15 protein-coding genes, 1 pseudogene and 1 riboswitch are annotated in these 16,489 nt (G+C 63.2%); of the genes and pseudogenes, 11 read left to right on the top strand and 5 right to left on the bottom strand.

The annotated features are described in order from the left end of the window. Nucleotides 1-134: 134 nt before the first annotated feature. On the top strand, nucleotides 135-920 hold the full coding sequence (locus AB9K35_RS19425) for an alpha/beta hydrolase (RefSeq protein ID WP_369928676.1): 786 nt from the start codon (nucleotides 135-137) through the stop codon (nucleotides 918-920). Nucleotides 921-1,189: 269 nt separating this feature from the next. Continuing rightward, entirely contained in the window at nucleotides 1,190-2,398 is a 1,209-nt protein-coding gene (locus tag AB9K35_RS19420; RefSeq protein ID WP_369928674.1) for a M24 family metallopeptidase, read from the top strand. A 73-nt stretch (nucleotides 2,399-2,471) separates the two neighbouring features. On the opposite strand, the gene AB9K35_RS19415 is transcribed toward AB9K35_RS19420, so the two are convergent. Beyond that, complete coding sequence (locus tag AB9K35_RS19415; RefSeq protein WP_369928672.1) at nucleotides 2,472-3,683, bottom strand: 50S ribosomal protein L11 methyltransferase; 1,212 nt, start codon at nucleotides 3,681-3,683, stop codon at nucleotides 2,472-2,474. Between the two features lie 232 nt (nucleotides 3,684-3,915). Between AB9K35_RS19415 and AB9K35_RS19410 the strand changes: the two genes are divergently transcribed. The 4 genes from AB9K35_RS19410 to AB9K35_RS19395 all read left to right on the top strand — a co-directional run bounded on the left by AB9K35_RS19410 (nucleotide 3,916) and on the right by AB9K35_RS19395 (nucleotide 6,507). Continuing rightward, nucleotides 3,916-4,656, top strand: a complete 741-nt coding sequence (locus tag AB9K35_RS19410) for a phosphatidylcholine/phosphatidylserine synthase (RefSeq protein ID WP_222454818.1) — start codon at nucleotides 3,916-3,918, stop codon at nucleotides 4,654-4,656. A 21-nt stretch (nucleotides 4,657-4,677) separates the two neighbouring features. Then, entirely contained in the window at nucleotides 4,678-5,301 is a 624-nt protein-coding gene (locus AB9K35_RS19405; RefSeq protein ID WP_222454819.1) for a methyltransferase domain-containing protein, read from the top strand. 284 nt (nucleotides 5,302-5,585) lie between these two features. Then, a complete protein-coding gene (locus AB9K35_RS19400) occupies nucleotides 5,586-5,852 on the top strand; it encodes a hypothetical protein (protein ID WP_222454820.1) in 267 nt (88 codons plus the stop codon). Between the two features lie 10 nt (nucleotides 5,853-5,862). Next, complete coding sequence (locus tag AB9K35_RS19395) at nucleotides 5,863-6,507, top strand: DUF1523 family protein (protein WP_369928668.1); 645 nt, start codon at nucleotides 5,863-5,865, stop codon at nucleotides 6,505-6,507. Here the strand turns inward: AB9K35_RS19395 and AB9K35_RS19390 are convergent. Continuing rightward, nucleotides 6,499-6,771 (bottom strand): hypothetical protein, encoded by a 273-nt coding sequence (locus AB9K35_RS19390; RefSeq protein WP_369928666.1) that lies wholly within the window; start codon nucleotides 6,769-6,771, stop codon nucleotides 6,499-6,501. The genes AB9K35_RS19395 and AB9K35_RS19390 overlap by 9 nt on opposite strands. After that, nucleotides 6,754-6,952, top strand: a riboswitch (cobalamin riboswitch). (Overlaps the previous gene by 18 nt.) 103 nt (nucleotides 6,953-7,055) lie before the next feature. Here AB9K35_RS19390 and AB9K35_RS19385 point away from each other — a divergent pair. Together AB9K35_RS19385 and AB9K35_RS19380 are read left to right on the top strand one after the other, a co-directional pair. Next, nucleotides 7,056-8,291, top strand: coding sequence for an aromatic ring-hydroxylating dioxygenase subunit alpha (locus AB9K35_RS19385; protein WP_369928664.1), 1,236 nt, complete (start codon nucleotides 7,056-7,058; stop codon nucleotides 8,289-8,291). A gap of 4 nt (nucleotides 8,292-8,295) precedes the next feature. Then, nucleotides 8,296-9,381 (top strand): 2Fe-2S iron-sulfur cluster-binding protein, encoded by a 1,086-nt coding sequence (locus tag AB9K35_RS19380; RefSeq protein WP_369928662.1) that lies wholly within the window; start codon nucleotides 8,296-8,298, stop codon nucleotides 9,379-9,381. A gap of 69 nt (nucleotides 9,382-9,450) precedes the next feature. Here AB9K35_RS19380 and AB9K35_RS19375 read toward each other — a convergent pair whose 3' ends face one another. Next, nucleotides 9,451-11,028: a DUF5928 domain-containing protein gene (locus AB9K35_RS19375; protein ID WP_369928660.1), complete on the bottom strand. Its 1,578-nt coding sequence runs from the start codon at nucleotides 11,026-11,028 to the stop codon at nucleotides 9,451-9,453. A 142-nt stretch (nucleotides 11,029-11,170) separates the two neighbouring features. Here AB9K35_RS19375 and AB9K35_RS19370 point away from each other — a divergent pair, with 142 nt between their 5' ends. After that, entirely contained in the window at nucleotides 11,171-11,989 is an 819-nt protein-coding gene (locus tag AB9K35_RS19370; RefSeq protein WP_369928658.1) for a sulfotransferase family protein, read from the top strand. Between the two features lie 451 nt (nucleotides 11,990-12,440). Here the strand turns inward: AB9K35_RS19370 and ilvD are convergent, their stop codons facing one another. Together ilvD and AB9K35_RS19360 are read right to left on the bottom strand one after the other, a co-directional pair. Continuing rightward, nucleotides 12,441-14,285, bottom strand: a complete 1,845-nt coding sequence (gene ilvD / locus AB9K35_RS19365) for a dihydroxy-acid dehydratase (protein WP_369928656.1) — start codon at nucleotides 14,283-14,285, stop codon at nucleotides 12,441-12,443. A 145-nt stretch (nucleotides 14,286-14,430) separates the two neighbouring features. Continuing rightward, nucleotides 14,431-15,609 carry a benzoate/H(+) symporter BenE family transporter gene (locus tag AB9K35_RS19360; protein WP_369928654.1) on the bottom strand — a complete coding sequence of 393 codons (1,179 nt, stop codon included), beginning with the start codon at nucleotides 15,607-15,609 and terminating at the stop codon, nucleotides 14,431-14,433. Nucleotides 15,610-15,730: 121 nt separating this feature from the next. On the opposite strand from AB9K35_RS19360, the gene AB9K35_RS19355 reads away from it, so the two are divergent. Further along, nucleotides 15,731-16,291 (top strand): helix-turn-helix domain-containing protein, encoded by a 561-nt coding sequence (locus tag AB9K35_RS19355; protein WP_369928652.1) that lies wholly within the window; start codon nucleotides 15,731-15,733, stop codon nucleotides 16,289-16,291. 86 nt (nucleotides 16,292-16,377) lie between these two features. Further along, nucleotides 16,378-16,489, top strand: a pseudogene (locus AB9K35_RS19350) (EamA/RhaT family transporter); the annotation flags it as partial.

Here is a 16,489-nt window from a genome sequence, read left to right as displayed (position 1 = left end):
CCCAGTTATGTCCAGAGGGAACCATAAGTCCAGAATTTGATCAAATGATGGGCGCGCGAAAACCATGCGGAATTTGACACGGGCTGTGCGACACTGTCAGGTAGCCGCAAATAAAAACTTCAGGGAGACCGGGCATGGAATTGGATGATGCCTATGCCAATGGCGCGTATATCGAAAATGCGGCGGACTACCCGCCGCGCTGGGCGGCGTCGGCCGAGGATTTCCGCAACAGCCTGCATGAACGGGCCCGGCTGGACATAGCCTATGGCGAAGGCGAGCGGCACAAGTTCGACCTGTTCCTGCCCGAGGGGACGCCGAAGGGGCTGCTCATCTTTGTGCATGGTGGCTATTGGCTGGCCTTCGACAAAAGCAGCTGGTCGCACCTGGCCCGCGGCGCGCTGAAGCACGGCTGGGCGGTGGCGATGCCGTCCTATGACCTGTGCCCTTCGGTGCGGATCGCCGACATCACCCGGCAAATTGCTGCTGCAGTGACCCGCATCGCAGCTGAGGTCGAGGGGCCAATCGCCCTGGCCGGGCATTCTGCCGGCGGCCATCTGGTGGCGCGGATGCTGGACAAGACCCTGCTGCCGGCGGAGGTGGGCGCGCGGATCAAGACGGTAATCCCGATTTCGCCGCTGTCCGACCTGCGCCCCCTGCTGCGCACCTCGATGAACCAGAAGTTCAAGATGGATTCCGCCGCAGCGATCGCGGAAAGCCCGGTGGAGATGCAGGACCGCTACCCGGCGGAGGTCACCGTCTGGGTCGGCGGCGAGGAACGGCCTGCGTTTCTGGACCAGGCGATCTGGCTGGTTGAGGCCTGGGACGCGGATCACGTCATCGCCTTCGGCAAGCATCATTTCAACGTGATCGAGCCGCTGGCGGACCCCGAAAGCGATCTGGTGGCGCTGATCGTGAACTGAGCCGCCCCCTCCACCCGTCAGACCGGACAGCACGCGCCCCTCCCTCGCATGGGGGAGGGCGTTTTCGTTTCACGGCGTAGACTGCGGCGCGGTCCTTGGCGAAGATCTGCAGAAGCCGTCCGTCTTTTTTCTTGCCAGCCACGCGATTCCGCCCCATCTTCGCGGCATGGGCCGGGCGATGGCGTCGCCGCATGGGATTCATGGTGCCCTGACATTCCAAAAACTGTCCTGAACGCCGGGACCTTTCTTGTAAGAAGGAAGGGTCTGATATGACTTCACGTCCTGACATGTACCGTTTTCACAATGGCGAAAAGGCGCCGTTGCAGTTTTCCGTTTCGGAGTATGAGGCGCGCATCGCGGGCCTGCGCAAGATCATGGCGGACGCTGGGGTGACGGCTGCGGTCTTCACCTCGATGCACAACATTTCGTATTACTCGGGCTTCACCTACTGCGCCTTTGGCCGCCCCTACGGCCTGGTGGTGACCGAGACCGAGGCGGTGACGATCAGTGCCGGCATCGATGCGGGCCAGCCCTGGCGGCGGTCGTTCTGCGACAACATCACCTATACCGACTGGCAGCGCGACAATTTCTGGCGTGCGATCAAATCGGTCAGCGGTGAAAATGCCGTCGTCGGATACGAGAGCGATCACCTGACGCTGCTGCAAAAGGACAAGCTGGAGAGTTTCCTGAAACCTTCGAGACTGGTTGACCTCTACCTGCCGACGATGGAGCAGCGGATGCGCAAGTCGGCGGCCGAGATCGAGCTGATCCGCGCCGGTGCCGCGGTGGCCGACGTCGGCGGTTTTGCGATCCGTGATGCGGTCAGGGAAGGCGTGCGCGAGATCGACGTGGCGATGGCCGGGCGCGACGCGATGGAACTGGAAATCGCCAAACGCTTCCCCGATGCGGAATACCGCGACACCTGGGTCTGGTTCCAGTCCGGTATCAACACCGATGGGGCGCACAACCCGGTGACGAGCCGCCGCCTGCAGCGCGGCGACATCCTGTCTCTGAACACCTTCCCGATGATCTCGGGCTACTACACCGCCCTGGAGCGGACCATGTTCGTCGGCGAAGTCGATGATGCCAGCCTCGAGATCTGGGAGGCCAATGTGGCGGCGCATGAATATGGCATATCGCTGCTGCAGCCGGGCGCCAGCTGTGCCGAGATCACCCACAAGATCAACGCCTTCTTCGAAGAACGCGATCTGCTGCAGTACCGCACCTTCGGCTATGGCCACTCCTTTGGCGTGCTGTCGCACTACTATGGGCGCGAGGCTGGTTTGGAACTGCGCGAGGACATCGACACGGTGCTGGAGCCGGGCATGGTAATCTCGATGGAGCCGATGCTGACACTGGCGGAAGGGCAGCCGGGGGCCGGTGGCTATCGGGAGCACGACATCCTGCTGATTCAGGAAGACGGAAACGAGAACATCACCAAGTATCCCTACGGCCCGGCGTTCAACGTGGTGGGGTGATGGCTGTGTACGGTCAAGAGCAGGGGGACGCGTCCCCCTGCTGCTGCGCGAATACCGCGCCGCGAACATGCACCTAGTGGTAGGGTTGCACCGGGGGTGTGACCGTCTCGCCTGAAGGCAGCCAAACGGGGGCCTCCGGCGCTGCGGGCGTTGGGTGCGGCTGGCGGGTGAGCCAGGCATGGTTCATGCGCATTGCCGTGGACTGCGCATTTGCGATTTCGGGATGTACCGAAAGGCTGAGATTCGCGGCGTCATGCTGCGCGGTGACCGTAACGCGGTCGCCGGGGAGGGCCTGACGCGGCTGGTCCAGCAGGAACGCCGTGCGCCCCCAATGGCCGTCTGAGGTGAGGCCATTGTCCACCGCAATGCCCGCGGCCAGCTGCATTTCGAAACTGACCAGCACCGCCTGCAGTGTACCGCCGAGGTCGCAGACCAGCTCGCGGGTGATGCGACCGGGATCGATGGTCGGGCGGGTGAAATCAAAGCGGAACAGGTCACAGTCTGGCCCGATCGCCCGCATGCCGCTGGCGGCAAAGTCGCCCGGCGTGATCTGAGCCACCCGCGCAAACTGGTGAAATGCGCTGAGGTCGAACCCCTCTGCCTGCGCCGGGCGCCATTGGTTCATCAGCCCGTCGCATTGCACCAGGCGTGCGCGGAGCGTGCCATGTTCCGGCACCGCGCGGGCCCCCGGCTTGGCCAGGGCCGCCATCGCGTGGGCCAACGTGGCCAGCGCGCCTTCGCCCAGCAGGACCGTGTCCACGATCTCCGAGATCACCACGTCGGCGGGTTCCGGCATATCTTCGCCGATGACGATGTCATGGGACCACTTCGAGATGACGGTAACCCGGTCGGCAAGGCCATTGTCGGCGATCACCCGCCGTGCCGCTTCGGCAATCAGCGGCTGTTGTTCGCAGGTATAGACATGTTTCGCGCCGGCGCGCGCGGCCAGCATTGCGGTCAGCCCGGCCCCGCAGCCAATGTCCAGAACGATGTCGCCGGGCCGCACTTTGGCGGCGATTGCCTCGGCATAGGCGCGATTGCGGGCGGTGTCGGCGAGCATCGGGAAATGCCACCGCGGCACGAAGGTCTGGTGCAGGCGCTCGCGCAGCACCTGCGCTTCGTGGTGGTGTGGGTCCTGCTGCAACGCCCGCGACAGCAGGCGGGCGGTGCGGATGCCGCCATCGGCCAGGGATTCGGACTTGGCCAGGGTGACAAAGCCTTCGGCCTCCGGCGCTGCCTGAGGCTGGGATGTGCGGTCGGAGACGGGAGATTGGCGGTCAGGCAATTTTTAGTTTTCCTCATTTGAAGCAAATGCTGCTGATTGGACTATTCACCGGACGGCTCTAAGAATTGGTAAAGGACAGGCCAGCGCGCAGGCGGTGTTCGGGACGTTGCGCCGGAGCGGGTCTTGGGGCATATGTGCCCATAGGCCGAAAGTCTGCTTCCTGCTTGTCACTGGCCGCACCGTGCCCTGCGCCCGGCAGGAAATGCTCGGCGAGCAAGAGAGAGCCACCGCCATGTATGACGCCCAGGAAAAAAAGAAATCGGAGTTCGCGCTGATCCAGCTGATGCCGAACATGATGACCATCGGCGCCATTTGCGCCGGTCTGACGGCGATCCGCTTTGCGATCTTCGGCAGTTTCATGCCAGCGGTGCTGATGATCATTCTGGCCGCGCTTCTGGACGGTCTGGACGGGCGGCTGGCCCGCGCGCTGCGCAGCCAGAGCAAGATGGGCGCGGAGCTGGATTCGCTGGCGGATTTCCTCAATTTCGGGGTGGCGACGCCGATGGTTATCTACCTGTGGGCGTTGCAGGACGTGCGCGGCGCAGGGTGGATCTCGGTGCTGGTGTTCTCGGTCTGCTGCGTGGTGCGCCTGGCCCGGTTCAATGTCAGCGCCAAGTCCGAAGAGGAAGCCAAGGTGCGCAGTGGCTTCTTCGAGGGCATCCCGTCCCCGGCCGGCGCGCTGCTGGCGCTGCTGCCGATGTTCATCTCTTTTGCCTTCGACGGGGAAATGGTCCTGCCGGGGCTGCTGATTTGCCTGAACATGGTGGTGATCGGTCTGTTGATGATCAGCCACATTCCGACCTGGTCGCCCAAGGCCATGAAAATTTCGCGCGAACATGTCAAATATCTGCTGGTGGGCTTCGCGTTCATGGCTGCGGCCTTGCTGACCTATGCGTGGACCGTGCTGGTGGTTCTGTGTCTTGGGTATGTTGCCATCGTGATTTGGGGGCTGATCTTTCAGTCGCGCGAATGACAATTTTTCGAGGAGGTACTTTTGGATATCAAGGCTGTCGAGGAATCCTACGCGCGCTGGGCGCCGGTATATGACAGAACATTCGGCGCGGTGACCCGCGCTGGTCGTCGGCGCGCAGTGCAGTTCATCAACGCGCGCGAAGGCAATGTGCTGGAGGTCGGCGTCGGTACCGGACTGTCGCTGCAACATTATGCGCCGCATCTGAAGGTCACCGGCATCGATTTCAGCCATGACATGCTGAAAAAAGCCGAGGCAAAGGTACAGGAGATGAACCTGAGCCACGTCGAGGCGCTGCGCCAGATGGACGCGCGCCAACTGGATTTCCCGGACAATGCCTTCGACACGGTTGCAGCAATGCACGTGCTGTCGGTGGTGCCGGAGCCGGAACAGGTCATGCGCGAGATCGCCCGCGTTCTGAAGCCCGGCGGCAAACTGGTCGTCACCAACCATTTCAAGAGCGGCAAGGGGGTGCGTGCATCGCTGGAGCGGCTGTCGGCCCCGCTGGCCAATGTGATCGGCTGGCATTCCGATTTCGAGCTGGAAACCATCCTGAAGGACGACCGGCTGCGCATCGAGCAGCAGGAAAGCTTGCCGCCGCTGGGCATGATGACCTTTCTGGTGCTGGAAAAGCATCAGAACAACTGACCTCTCGTCGCCGCCCCAGCCTGTCGGTTGCGGGCGGCGAGCTTTGTCTCTGTCCTCGAAAAGCCCCCGGCGATTTTGCCGAAGGGCGGTTCGTGGTGCCGAAGATTGGGCGGGGAGGGGATGTAAGTCGCGTTCACATGCCCATATCATTATATGGCATCTTGGCATGATGGGACGGGCATATGAGCGTTACCAGGTTTGAACGGACACGGCTGACCCTGGGCGGGCCGACGCGCGCGCCCGCGTCAGGGCACTGTGATGCCTGCACGCTGGGAGGCTTTTGAATGTTCGGTTTTCTGCGCCTGGTCCTGATTTTGCTGGTGGTTCTGACCCTGGTCTACGGGGCGGTGTCGCTCTACTCCCGCGAAGCGCGGCGGGCGAAGCTGAAGCGTCGCTGGAAAGACAAGGGGTTGACCGGAGACCGCGCGGCCTTCATCCAGCGAGGGCTGAAACAATACGACCGGTCCTTTCGTCGCCGACTGATCCTGCTGGTTTACATCGTTCCGCTGGGGGCGCTGGCGCTCCTGATCTACGTCATTAACTTCATGTGAGGCTCCTCCCATGCGTTTCATCAAATGGGCATTTCTGATCACCTTCTGGGGGCTGTTTGGCGCCTTCCTGCATTATACCTTGCCGCAGTATGATGTGGTGCGCATCGTCAACACCTACGAGGAACGTCAGGAGCTGAACGACTGGACACGCATTTTCTGGTCCAGCCCGGATGATCGCTCGGCGCAGCTGATCAATCGCGACGTGCAGTTTATCCAGGGCGTGCGGCCGAATGGCCGCGCCATCGTCTACCGCAACGAGGATACCGGCTGGAACTGGCCGCCGTATTTCAAGTTCGACACCGCCAACCTCTACACCGACGCCAACGACAGTATTTCGACCAAGGCCAACCCGGAATGGGTGGCGGTGCTGCATTATGGTTGGCGCAACGAGTTCCTGTCGGCCTTTCCCAATGCGGTCTCGATCAAACCGGTGGCCGGTCCGGATGACAAGCCAACCAATTGGTTCACAATCATCTTCCTTGTGTTCCTGGCGGGGTTCCTCTGGGCGATATGGGTGCGTTGGCGGCGCTTCCGCCGGGCGCGCATCGATCCGATGCTCGAGAGCGCAGAGGACAGCCTGTATGCCGCGGGCGATGCCATCGCCGAGCGGCGCGGTCGGTTCCGGCGCTGGCTGCAAAGCTGGAGATCAAATTGACCAAGGGCCGCCGTCGAGGCGGCCCTTTTTGGTTTCCGGGCCGGTAATGCAACGCGCCGTGCAGTCGGGATTCGCTGCAGGGCAGGCGGCTGTCCCCTTGGCCAGATACAGGTCCTGACGCATTTCGAACGCGTCGCACGTTTTGCGGCATTGGACAGGTTTGTCCGCGCCAAGGGTTCTGGCATGCATGTCTTTTTCCGGTTTTTGCGGGTCGGTTTTGGTTCCGCTGGATAGTCGCAAATCGGGCAATTTCCGCTTCAGCAAGGTGCCGTCCTCCGGGGCGGAAAATTGGGAAGCTGGTGGAACAACGACACTGCCTGCGCAACGGAGACCCTGTTTGGGGCATGGCTGAAAGCCGCTGAAGGAGCCTTCAGGCAGCTGCCATGCGCCATCGGTCGAAACGCTGCGGGCCGTCCGACCTCCAGCCTTGCCAGAAACGTCAACCGCGGATGCGGCAGGGCGGTTGCGGGCGTGTGGCCAGCAATCTCTCCAGTCGTGCCCGCACCCAAGCCAACCCGCCGCGGGGCCGCGGCGAAGGAGAGAGACAGATGCTTCAGGACAGCGAAATTCTGGCCAAGCTGATGGCCCGGCAGGAAAATCATTCCCTGGAACAGGCGTTCTACACCGATCCGGGTGTTCTGGATCTGGACATGCGGCAGATTTTCTACCGCGAGTGGCTGTTTGCCATCCCCGCCTGTGAAGTCCCGAAACCCGGGAATTACGTCACCCACCAGGTCGGCAGCTACAACGTTATCATCGTGCGCGGCACCGACGGCGAGGTGCGGGCCTTCCACAACTCCTGCCGCCACCGCGGTTCGGTGGTCTGCAAGGCCAAGAAGGGCAATTCGCCGAAACTGGTCTGCCCCTACCACCAGTGGACCTATGAACTGGACGGCTCACTGCTGTGGGCGCGCGACATGGGGCCGGATTTCGACGCCTCCAAGCACGGGCTGAAGCCGGTGCATTGCCGCGACCTCGCAGGGCTGATCTACATCTGTCTCGCGGATGAGGCTCCGGATTTCGACGCCTTCGCCGACGTGGCACGCCCCTATCTGGAGCCGCACGACCTGGCCAATGCCAAGATCGCCCATGAAAGCGCGATCATCGAGAACGGCAACTGGAAGCTGGTCTGGGAAAACAACCGCGAGTGCTATCACTGCGGTGGCAACCACCCGTCGCTGTGCCGCACCTTCCCCGAGGATCCCTCGGTCACCGGGGTGGAGGGCGGCGAGACCCCGCCGCATCTGCAAAAGCATTTCGACCGGATCGAGGCCGCAGGCTGCCCGGCGCAGTTCCGCATCGATGCGCGCGGCCAGCACCGGCTGGCACGGATGCCGCTGAACGAGGGCGCCGAGAGCTACACCATGGACGGCAAGGCCGCCGTCGCCAAGCCGCTGGGCCGGGTGCCCTTTGCGGACGCGGGCACGCTGCTGAAATTCCACTATCCGACCACCTGGAACCACTTCCTGCCGGATCACTCCATCGTCTTCCGCGTCACGCCGATTAGCCCGACGCAAACCGAAGTCAGCACCAAGTGGCTGGTCCACAAGGATGCGGTGGAAGGTCAGGATTACGACCTGAAGCGGTTGACCGAGGTCTGGATCGCCACCAATGACGAGGACCGCATCGTGGTCGAAGACAACCAGCGTGGCATCAACTCGCCCGCGTACCAGCCTGGCCCGTATTCCAAGGTGCAGGAAAGCGGCGTGATCCAGTTCTCCAACTGGTATGCCGAGCATCTGACCCGCGCCCTGACCGGGCGCCATCTGGTGGCGGCGGAGTAAACCGATGGGACTGCAGGCCAACTTCGAGACCCTCGATGAAACCCTCGCGTGGAAGGACGACGAGATGCTGGAATGCGTCTCGGTGGTGCCGGAAGCGCCGAACACCGCGACCTTCAGCTTCCGCGCGCCTTCGGGCGCTTGGTTCAAGTACCAGCCCGGCCAGTTCCTGACGCTGGAACTGCCGGTGCCGGGGGAAACCGTCTGGCGCACCTATACGATCAGCTCCTCGCCGTCGCGGCCGCTGTCGATCTCGGTCACCGTGAAGGCGCAGGCAGACAGCATCGGCACCCGCTGGATGCTGGACCATCTGCGCCCCGGCATGAAGCTGCGTGCCTCCGGACCGGCGGGGGTCTTCACCCTGCCCAAACGCCCCAGCGGGAAGTTCCTGTTCATCTCGGCCGGCTCCGGCATCACGCCCAGCCTGTCGATGACACAGTACCTGTTTGACCGTGGCCAGTCGCCCGACATCTGCTTTATCAACTGTGCCAAGCGCCCGAGCGAGATCATCGCGCGCCAACAGTTGGAAAGCATGGCCTCGCGGGTGCCGGGCATCAAGCTGCACTTCGTGGTCGAGGAGGACGACCCCTATCAGGTCTGGACGGGGTATCGCGGGCAGCTGAACCAGATCATGCTGGGCCTCATCGCGCAGGATTACCTGGAGCGCGAGGTCTATTGCTGCGGGCCGGAACCTTTCATGCAGGCTGTGCGCGACATGTTGAACGGCCTCGGCTTCGACATGGAAAACTACAACCAGGAAAGCTTTGGCGCGCCGGTGGAAACCGCTGCGGATGCGCCCGAACTGGACGATGTGGTGCCGGAGGAAACCGCCGCCGCAGAAATCCTGTTTGCCGCTTCCGGCGTCACCTCCGCCTGCACCGAGACCGATACGGTTCTGGCCGTGGCCAAGGCGTCCGGCCTCAACATCCCCTCCGGCTGCACCTTTGGCATCTGCGGCACCTGCAAGGTCAAGAAGACCGCGGGCGATGTGCATATGGTGCACAATGGCGGCATCTCGGAGGAGGACGTGGAGGCAGGCTATATCCTGGCGTGCTGCTCCAACCCCATCGGCCGCGTCGAAGTGGACATCTGAGCTGAGCGGCGCGCATCCAAGTGGTTGCGCGCCGTCGACTTGTCCTGGCCTGTGGCTGTCAGATGCCGATCAGTCGCAGAACAGGTGATCGACGCGAAGTATCTCTGTCGCCTGTTCCTGCGGAACACTCAGAAACCGGGCAAGCTGGGCAGCGTTCTGCTCTGTCGTCGCATTCTCGTTCAATTGCGAAAGATGATCGAACCCGGCATCGCGGATGCTGTCGGCCTCGTATGTAATGTCGTTGCGAATGGTCGGCAGCAGATTGTTCAAGGCAGATTTCGGCGTGCGCTCACCGGCAAGCCCGACCCGTTGCGCATGGCCGACCAGATAGTCGTCGCTGAAATTGCACTCGATATGCAGGAAACGGGTGGTGCAGCGGTCGGAATGGAAGTCGTGCATCAACTCGATCGCCGAAGGGTCGAGGCAGATCAGCAACCTGTCTGACTGGTAGTAGTCATACAGCATGCGCAGCAGGGCCCGGCGGTGGCGTGTGCGCTTGAACAACGCGGCTTCGATGCCGCCCAGGTCCGGGAGCGGCGTGTGTTCCTCGTGAAACAGGTAGTCGATGGCGGGGATGTTCGTCGCGTGGCGGATTTGTTCCAGCAGGCGCTTGGCGACATGCCATTTCTTGCAGGTCACGACCAGCAATTCGCGCTCGCGACCCAGGCTGCTTTCGGTCTCCCAGAACCGGGGCGCAAACCTGCGCCCGACACGGCCCCGCTGGGTGAGGAATTTGTAGAGGTTGCTTCCCTCGTTGGAAATCTGGAAGTCCACGTCCTCGGCCGCATAAAGCCGTCCCAGACGCGATTTCAGCTCGCGGGCTTCCGGGCTGATCTTGCGGGCAAAGAGGAAATCCTGGCCGAGCAGCAGATCATAGTGGTCGTTGTAGAAATTCACCGGCATGCCGTAGTCGGTGAACATCAGAAAGGTAAGCGTCCGAGACTCGATCTCGGCTTCCGGGATCAGGTGGCGCACCAGGGTCTGGAAAAACGTCTCGTCCGGTATCCAGGTGGTGCGAAAGAAGCGCAGCACATCTTCGCGCTGCCGAATGAACTTCAGAAGGGTTTCGACGGTTCTGCGGCGCAGGCACCACCATTGGCTGCCGATCTGTACCTGGATGTCGGCTGGCAGTCGGCGTTGCAACCCCAGCCGCTTTTGAACCTCGTGGCACAGGTAGAACAGACGCTTGTGTTTGCGCTCGTTGAAATAATGGCGGTAGATCAGCCGGTCTTCCTTCATGCCGGTCTTGATCCAGTCGCTTTCGAAGAAATCGAAACTCTCGATGAAGTCGCAGTCGTGGCTGTCCAGAAAACGGTGGGCGTATTCGGCGGTTTTGATTGGCATGCAGTCGCCCGACAGCATGTAGAAATGCGTGGCGCGCGGGAAGGCGGCAACAGCGCTGCGGAGGGCGTGTAGCGTGGCTTCGACAAGCGACCACTCGCCCCAGCCGCATTTGACTCGCCGATTGGCGAAGGTCACGTTGGGGTTGTCGTCCAGGGCTGCGCGGATCTGTAGATAGTCCTGCGCCGCGGCGCGGCCGTCAAAATGGATGGCCACGCAGTCGCCGACGGCCGTCAGCCGTTCCGCCTGCTGAATGATGGCCTCCGGGTCTTTATGGCACAGCAGGATGTACGCGATTTTTGCCATACTCGTGACGGTCCGCCTTGTCTTGCCTGATTGTATCTCTTGATACGCATGCAATCCCTGCGAATAAACCAGATAGTTCCGGTTTTCGTAAACTTGTGCCATTACTGGGGCCGATGACAGTGCAACAGAGAGAAGACAGCACATGGGGTTCCCGGGCACCTGGATGACGGAAAGTGAGAGCGTGGTGTATCGGGTGGTGCCAAAATGCGCCTGCTCGACGATCGGGCAGATCCTCTACTACTCGGACCATGGCAGGTTCTACGAAGGTGACATTCACGACTCGACGACCGGGTTGCACAAATGGGCGCAGGAGCACAGCCAGGAGCCGATCACCCGGAACGTGCAGGCGCAACGGTCTTATGCCTTCACCTGCGTGCGCAACCCTTACACCCGTATCCTGTCGTCGTTTTTCGACAAGATCTGCGGCATCCAGCGCAACGGCAAACGCTATCGGGGCAACCTGGTTCCAAAGCTGGCCTATGACTATGGCATTGAAGTCGGTGGCGAGGACGGCAAGCAGGACTTCGACCAGATCGCCAGCTTCCGTCGATTCCTGCTGTTCGCGCGCGACACCATCCGCTGGCGCCGCCCGATGGACCCTGACATCCATTGGTCGGCCATGTCGGGACATGTTTCGACCTTTATCCTGAACGGCGGCCGGTACAACAAGATCTTCTGGACAGAGGCATTCAATGACGGGATGCAGCAGGTGCTGGACGCCATCGACACGCCGCATCCGGTGGACCTGGCCGCGATCCCCCGCTTCAACGAAAGCGAAGGCCACGGCCCCAAGCGCGCGCACGCCGTAGAGGACTATTTCGACGACCTGTCGATGCACCTGGTCTATGAGATCTACAAGCGCGATTTCGAGCTGTTCAAATATGATTTCGAAAACCCGGGCAACAAGATGCCGGTCGGAGAGATCGACCTGGACGAGGTCCACGCCAAACTGGGGGAGTAGGTGGATCGGCGCACCGGGGAGAGCTCCCGCGCCTTTGCGCAGCATCAAAGATGCAGCGTAAAGCCTTGGGCCGGGCGCCGCTGGCGCGGCGCGGGTGGGTGTGTCATCTGGCAGAGCAGCTTCTCCTTTCCTGAAATACTCCCGCCGGAGGCGCGCCGTGCCTCGGCACGGCGCCACGCCCAACGCCGCGTGGCGTGCTGGCGCCAGCCAGCGGGCCGAAGCGGGGGCGGGAGAGCTGCGCAGATGAAGGAAGTTTGCTGAGAAGCGGTTCAGGGGCAGGTCTGCCCTGAACGCGCCTGGTCCATTGTATGGCGCCTGAAACCGCCTCAAGGGCAAGCGGCTGCGCCGCCGCGCCCTGCGCGGCCCTTGACCCGGTTTCAGGCTCGGGCGCTACAAGAAAACCCGCCGCGTGAGGGCGGCGGGTTTGGCATTTTTCTGGGCGTGTCCGGCCTCAGTCCTCGTCGGGCAGCGCGCGTACGGCCCCCTTGGCGGCGGAGGTGGCCAGCATGGCGTAGGCTTTCAGCGCCTTGGAGACCTTGCGCTTGCGCGGCTCGGCGGGTTTCCAGCCCTTGGCGTCCTGCTCCTTGCGCCGCGCCGCCAGCTCCTCGTCGGAGACCGCGAGGTGGATGGTGCGGTTCGGGATATCGATCTCGATGGTGTCGCCGTTGCGCACCAGGCCGATCTCGCCGCCCTCGGCCGCCTCGGGCGAGACGTGGCCGATCGACAGGCCCGAGGTGCCGCCGGAGAAGCGGCCGTCGGTCAGCAGCGCGCAGGCTTTGCCCAGCCCCTTCGACTTCAGGTAGGAGGTCGGATACAGCATCTCCTGCATGCCCGGACCGCCGCGCGGGCCTTCGTAGCGGATCACCACCACGTCGCCTTCCTTGACCTTGCCGGTCAGGATGTCGTTCACCGCTTGGTCCTGGCTCTCGCAGACATAGGCCGAGCCGGTGAACTTCAGGATGTTCTCATCGACGCCCGCGGTCTTCACGATGCAGCCGTCCCGGGCAATGTTGCCGAACAGCACCGCCAGGCCGCCGTCCTGGCTGAAGGCGTGTTCCTTGGCGCGGATCACGCCGTTCTCGCGGTCGGTGTCCAGCTCCTTGTAGCGGTTGGCCTGGCTGAACGCCTGCGTGGTGCGCACGCCGCCGGGGGCGGCCTTGAACAGCTCCAGCGCCTTGGGGTTGTCGGTCACCTTGATGTCCCATTTGGCGATCGCTTCGCCGATGGTCGGGGTGTGGACGGTGTGGCAGTCCTCGTGCAGGAGGCCCGCACGGCTCAGCTCGCCGAGGATGGAGAAGATACCGCCGGCACGGTGCACGTCTTCCATGTGAACGTTGTGGATGTTCGGCGCGACCTTGCACAGGCAGGGCACGCGGCGGCTCAGCCGGTCCATGTCGGCCATGGTAAAGTTGACTTCGCCCTCGTTGGCAATCGCCAGGAGGTGCAGCACGGTGTTGGTGGAGCCGCCCATGGCGATGTCCAGGCTCATCGCGTTCTCGAAAGCTTCGAACGTGGCGATCTCGCGCGGCAGGAAGCCCTTTTCCTCGTCCTGGTAGTGGCGCTTGGTGATCTCGACGATCTTGCGCCCGGCTTCCAGGAACAGCTCCTTGCGGTCGGCGTGGGTGGCCAGCGTCGAGCCGTTGCCCGGCAGCGCCAGACCCAGCGCCTCGGCCAGGCAGTTCATCGAGTTGGCGGTGAACATGCCCGAGCACGACCCGCAGGTGGGGCAGGCGTTTTCCTCGATGTGCTTCACCTGCTCGTCGGTGAACTTGTCGTCCGCGGCGGCAACCATCGCATCCACCAGGTCGATCTTCTTCATGTCGAGATCGGCGATGTCGATCTTGCCCGCTTCCATCGGGCCACCGGAGACGAAGATCGCCGGGATGTTGAGGCGCATGGCGGCCATCAGCATGCCCGGCGTGATCTTGTCGCAGTTGGAGATGCAGACCATCGCGTCGGCACAATGCGCGTTGACCATGTATTCGACGCTGTCGGCGATCACCTCGCGCGAGGGCAGGGAGTAGAGCATGCCGTCATGGCCCATGGCGATGCCGTCATCCACCGCGATGGTGTTGAACTCCTTCGCCACGCCGCCGGCGGCTTCGACCTCGCGGGCGACCATCTGGCCGAGGTCCTTGAGGTGGACGTGGCCGGGTACGAACTGGGTGAAGGAGTTGACGATGGCGATGATCGGCTTGCCGAAATCATCGTCCTTCATGCCGGTCGCGCGCCACAGTCCGCGCGCGCCCGCCATATTGCGGCCATGGGTGGAGGTTCTGGATCGGTACATCGGCATGGTAGCGCTTCCCTTTGAATTTGGCCCTAGGGACACGATTTGCGCAATAAAGGCAACCGGCCAGGGGTGGGTTGGGTAATTTATGGCGTATTTTGCGCCGGATTTGGAGGGTCTGATGGTTTCTCTTCAGGGTGATTTTGGCGGCTCAGGCCCGTGCTGGCGCAGGGACGGGGCGGCGTAGCCAGTGATTCACCGCCAGCCCCAGCAGCAACGCCCAGAGCGGCGCGCCGATACCGGCAAAGCTGATGCCGGACACCGTGACCATGAAGGTCACCAGCGCGGCCTCGCGCCCGTCCGGCTCTGCCAGTGCTGCGGAGAGGCTGTTGCCGATGGTCGACAGCAGGGCCAGCCCGGCGACCGTCGCCACCAGCGCCGCGGGCGCGATCAGGAACAGGCTGATGACGGTGGCACCGCCCAGCCCGACCAGACTGTAGACCAGCCCTGTCATCACCCCGGCCAGATAGCGCGTCCGCGGGTTTTCATCCGCCTCGGGCCCGGCGCAGATCGCAGCGGTGATGGCGGCAAGGTTGAAGGCAAAGCCCCCGAACGGTGCCAGCAGCAGCGAGGCCAGCCCGGTCACGGTCAGGCAGGCCGAGACCGGCGGCTGGTAGCCCGCGGCCCGCAGCGCCACGACGCCGGGCATGTTCTGCGAGGACATGGTGACGATATACAGCGGCAGCCCGATGCCGATCAGCACCGGCAGTGAAAAGGCGGGCATCACGAACTCGGGACGCGCCAGCGTCAGGTCCAGCGCCTCCAGGCTGCCAAAGCTGCCGGTGGCGGCGCAGTACAGCACGCCCGCGGCCAGAACGGCGGGGATGCAGTAGCGGGCAAACAGGCGGCGGCCTGCCAGAAAGGTCAGACCCATCACCGCCACCAGCGCCGTGTCGGTCTGCAGCGCGGTAAAGGCCGAGAGGCCGAACTGGAACAGGATGCCCGCCAGCATCGCGCTGGCCAGGCTGTCGGGGATCAGCCGCGACAGGGCGGCGAACCAGCCGGTCACGCCGGTCAGCACCAGCAGCGCGGCGCACAGCAGGAACGCGCCCACGGCCTGCTCCATCGGCACTCCGGGCAGGCTGACCGCCAGCAGCGCCGCGCCCGGTGTCGACCAGGCCGTCAGGATCGGCATCCGGGAGAGCAGCGACAGGATCAGGCAGGTGATCCCCATGCCCAGCCCCAGCGCGAGCATCCAGCTGTTGGCCTGCGCCTGGCTGGCGCCCGCCGCCTCGATCGCCTGGAAAATGATCGCGACAGATCCGGTATATCCCACCAGCACCGCCACCGTGCCGGAGACAAGATGCGAGAGTTTCAGATCCTTGAGCATGTGGGTTTTCCTTGGCTGCCGGGTGGCATAGGGTGGCCGTACGTTATAGCGCACACTGGCACACGTGCGTTATAACGCACAAGCGTTTTCTGGCGGCGGCGGTTGGGGGCAGGCAAGGACCATGAGTGACGACAGCATTACCCTGAATTTGCGGGATATTCGCACGGCAGCGGGGCTGAGCCTGTCAAAGGCGGCAGAGGTGACGGGCGTCAGCAAGGCGATGCTGGGCCAGATCGAGCGCGGCGAATCGAGCCCGACCATCGCCACCCTGTGGAAGATCGCCAAGGGGTTTCACCTGCCGCTGACCGCGCTGATCGGCCAGGCGACCCGGCCCGCGGGCGAGGGCGACGGGGTCTACGAGACGGTGCAGTTCCCCGGCAGCATCGCGGTCAAGATGGTGTTCCCCTTCGACCCCTTGCTGGGGGCCGAGACCTTTCAGGTGACGCTGAAGCCGGGCCAGTGCCACCAGTCGCAGCCGCATGACGCGGGCGTCACCGAAGAGGTGTTCGTGCTGCAAGGCCGGATGGAACTGCTGCGCGATGGCGCCTGGGTGGCGCTGGACACCGGCCAGGGGCTGCGCTTTGCCGCCGACCAGCCGCATGGCTACCGCAGCGGAACCACCGGCGCGGTGTTTTTGAACATGCACCACTACCGCCAGGCGGGTTTGCCGCAGCCGGGCTGACATCGCTTCACTTGTGAATTTTCTGCGCGGGGCCTACCAATCGGTGCAGACATTCAGTTGAAGTGATTTTTGCGGAAAGGTCTTGCATGGATACGCTGCGCGGAAGCCTGTTGATGGTGCTGGCGATGGGGGCCTTCGCGCTGGAGGACATGTTCCTCAAATCCGCCGCCGCCGCGCTGCCGGTGGGGCAGATCCTGA

It is taken from the genome of Leisingera sp. XS_AS12 (assembly GCF_041224635.1).
Taxonomy (GTDB): Bacteria; Pseudomonadota; Alphaproteobacteria; order Rhodobacterales; family Rhodobacteraceae; genus Leisingera.
This window is presented reverse-complemented; position numbering and strand designations above follow the sequence as displayed.